The organism is Neptuniibacter pectenicola (assembly GCF_001597735.1).
In the GTDB taxonomy this organism is placed as follows: domain Bacteria; phylum Pseudomonadota; class Gammaproteobacteria; order Pseudomonadales; family Balneatricaceae; genus Neptuniibacter; species Neptuniibacter pectenicola.
Window position 1 is genome coordinate 1 of the sequence record NZ_LUTS01000057.1, and the last position, 712, is coordinate 712.

Annotated in this window: 1 protein-coding gene; it reads left to right on the forward strand. The window is 49.9% G+C overall.

The genetic code is table 11. The annotated features are described in order from the left end of the window. Positions 1–118 precede the first annotated feature (118 nt). On the forward strand, positions 119–700 hold the full coding sequence (locus tag A3773_RS16835; protein WP_067988658.1) for a hypothetical protein: 582 nt from the start codon (positions 119–121) through the stop codon (positions 698–700). Positions 701–712: the final 12 nt, after the last annotated feature.

A 712-nucleotide genomic window follows, 5' to 3' on the forward strand; every position in this document is an offset into this window, starting at 1 on the left:
AGAAGAGGATGGGTTGAGAAATGCGATAAATTTGGAGAGGAAGTGGGCGGTATAAAGAAGAGGAGGAGAATAAGAATTAATAAAATGAGGTTGGAGGAAGGATTGTAAGGCAAGGAATGTGAAAAAAGGAGGGAAAAGGGAAGAAGAGGAAGGGGAGGGGAAGGGGGGAAAGGGGGAAAGGGGGGGAAAAAGAGGGAGAAAGGAGGGGGAGGAGGGGGAGAGAAAAGAGGGGGAAAGAGGAGGAGAGAGGGAAAAAAAAAAAAGAGAAAGGGGGGGGGGAAGAAGAAAGGGAAGAAGAGGGTGGGAGAGGGTGGGGGGAAAAGGGGAGGAAAGGGAAAAAAGGAGGAAAAAGAGAAAGGGGGAGAAAAGAAAGAAAGGAGGAAAGGAAAAAGAAGAAGAGGGAGGAGGGAGAAGGGGGGAAGAGAGAGGGAGGAAAGGGAAGAGGGGGAAAAGAGAGAAAGAGAGAAAGGGGGAGAAAGGGAAAAGGAGAAAAAGGAAGAAGGGGGAGGAAAGGGGGGGAAGGAGAAAAGAAGGAGAGGAGGGGAAGAGAGGGAAAGGGAGGGGGAGAAGAAGGGGGGGGAGGGAAGGAAGAAGTGAAGGGAGGAGGGGAGAGGGAGGAAAGGTAAGGAAGAAGATAATGGGAAAGATGGGAGAAAGGGAGGTGTTGTATTTTCTGATTGGTTGCGTGGTTACGGTTTAGTGTTGATCATTG